We start from the raw sequence: 940 nt of genomic DNA on the forward strand, positions 1-940 counted from the left end.
GACCGGGGCGCCCCCTGACGCGCGCCGCCGGCCGCGGCATCGCGCGGCCTGTCGGCCGCCAGACCCTCCCGCAAGGCATCTTCCACAGCCAGGGCGGGCTCGCGGTCCAGGGCCTCGGCAATGGGGCAGAGCAGTTCGAGACGGGCTGCGGGAAAGCCGCCGGCGATGCCGCCCCTCAGGGCCTCATTCAGCCGAAAAAGGGTGGCCCGCCGGGCGGCCACGGCGGCGACGGCGTGGCGCGCCATGCCGTCCTCCAGCGCGGCGAGCCAGCGCCTGTCCCGCCCCCCCTCGCTCAGGAGACGATTGCGTTGGCTCATGGCGGTATCATGGGCGGCGACGTCCCTTGCATGGCTTGGCTCCAACGCCCAGACCAGACGGTCGAGAAAGCGGCGACGGCCACTGGCGCCTTCCTGGAACAGTCGGTCCATCTGCGGCGTCAGCCAGAGCGCGGCGATATGCGCGGACAGTTCGGCCTGATTGCGCAGCAAGTTTCCGTCCAGCCGAAAGCTGCGGCGATCCTGGCCGGCCTCGCAGCCGGTCCCGACCACCAGGGGCCCCGCGAATCCCTCGAAGTGGCCCGCGACAGACCAGCCGCCCCCGGCATCGGCAGACCGTCGCGGAAGCTCTGCTGCCCTCGCCTGGCGCAGGCCGCGGCCGGGGGCGAGGAGGCTGATCGCTTCCAGCAGGTTGGTCTTGCCCACGCCATTGGCGCCCGTGACAACGACGATGGGATCGGAGAAGCGCTGATCGAGTTCGGCGTAGCTGCGGAAATCATGCAGCATCAGGCGCGACAGGCGCAGTGGCGGAGAGGAATGCACAAACGGCTTTTAGCACCCGCTTCCAGAGGAAGGGAGTGCTGCGCACGATGTTCTGCTTCTGATTCAAGGGATGATGGATGCGGGGACAGGATTTGAACCTGTGACCTTCAGGTTATGAGCCT

Annotated in this window: 1 protein-coding gene; it reads right to left on the reverse strand. The window is 68.7% G+C overall.

Annotated features, from left to right (window positions below; translation table 11 throughout):
* The coding region (locus ACVMLK_RS21135) for an AAA family ATPase (protein WP_457487555.1) at positions 1-782 on the reverse strand (782 nt) is incomplete at its 3' end.
* Positions 783-940 lie beyond the last annotated feature (158 nt).

The organism is Teichococcus aerofrigidensis, from assembly GCF_054073225.1.